The 1,118-nt window shown below is 49.6% G+C and carries 1 tRNA gene and 1 rRNA gene; both read left to right on the top strand.

Going from position 1 to position 1,118, the window contains the following annotated elements:
* Window positions 1-539, top strand: a 16S ribosomal RNA gene (locus CUB63_RS17450); the annotation flags it as partial.
* 84 nt (window positions 540-623) lie between these two features.
* Window positions 624-699, top strand: a tRNA-Glu gene (locus CUB63_RS17445).
* Window positions 700-1,118: the final 419 nt, after the last annotated feature.

Genomic DNA, 1,118 nt, shown 5'->3' with positions numbered 1-1,118 from the left:
ATCCTTTAGAGATAGAGGAGTGCCTTCGGGAACGCTGAGACAGGTGCTGCATGGCTGTCGTCAGCTCGTGTTGTGAAATGTTGGGTTAAGTCCCGCAACGAGCGCAACCCTTATCCTTTGTTGCCAGCGCGTGATGGCGGGAACTCAAAGGAGACTGCCGGTGATAAACCGGAGGAAGGTGGGGATGACGTCAAGTCATCATGGCCCTTACGAGTAGGGCTACACACGTGCTACAATGGCAGATACAAAGAGAAGCGACCTCGCGAGAGCAAGCGGAACTCATAAAGTCTGTCGTAGTCCGGATTGGAGTCTGCAACTCGACTCCATGAAGTCGGAATCGCTAGTAATCGTAGATCAGAATGCTACGGTGAATACGTTCCCGGGCCTTGTACACACCGCCCGTCACACCATGGGAGTGGGTTGCAAAAGAAGTAGGTAGCTTAACCTTCGGGAGGGCGCTTACCACTTTGTGATTCATGACTGGGGTGAAGTCGTAACAAGGTAACCGTAGGGGAACCTGCGGTTGGATCACCTCCTTACCTAAGAGATACGTGTTATGTGAAGTGCTCACACAGATTGTCTGATGAAAAACGAGCAAAAGCGCGTCTGCGAAGCTGACTGAAGTCCCCTTCGTCTAGAGGCCTAGGACACCGCCCTTTCACGGCGGTAACAGGGGTTCGAATCCCCTAGGGGACGCCAATTGCGCGGTATGAGTGAAAGGCGTACCACACTATAGTCTGATGCAAATCAGGGAATAGTTAAGATAATTCGATGAGTTATTTTACCTATTATGCTCTTTAACAATCTGGAACAAGCTGAAAAATTGAAAACAAATCAATATATCACCGAGGTATATTGATGAGTCTCTCAAAATCTCAAACTTTGAATGTGTTTTTGGACATCAAAGTGGGATGAGCGAGCAATTTACAGTTCGAGGCGGCCAGCGCACAGCCAGCGCAACATACATGAGTATGTGAGCATGGCGAGCACTGCCCAACGACGAAATGTAATCTGCGCAGCCATCACCACCCAGATGTCTTCAAGAAAAGACACCTTCGGGTTGTGAGGTTAAGCGAATAAGCGTACACGGTGGATGCCTAGGCAATCAGAGGCGATGA

This window comes from Proteus penneri, assembly GCF_003144535.1.
Classification (GTDB): domain Bacteria; phylum Pseudomonadota; class Gammaproteobacteria; order Enterobacterales; family Enterobacteriaceae; genus Proteus; species Proteus penneri.
The sequence above is the reverse complement of the archived record's forward strand: the minus strand, read 5'-3'. Positions and strand labels throughout refer to the sequence as shown.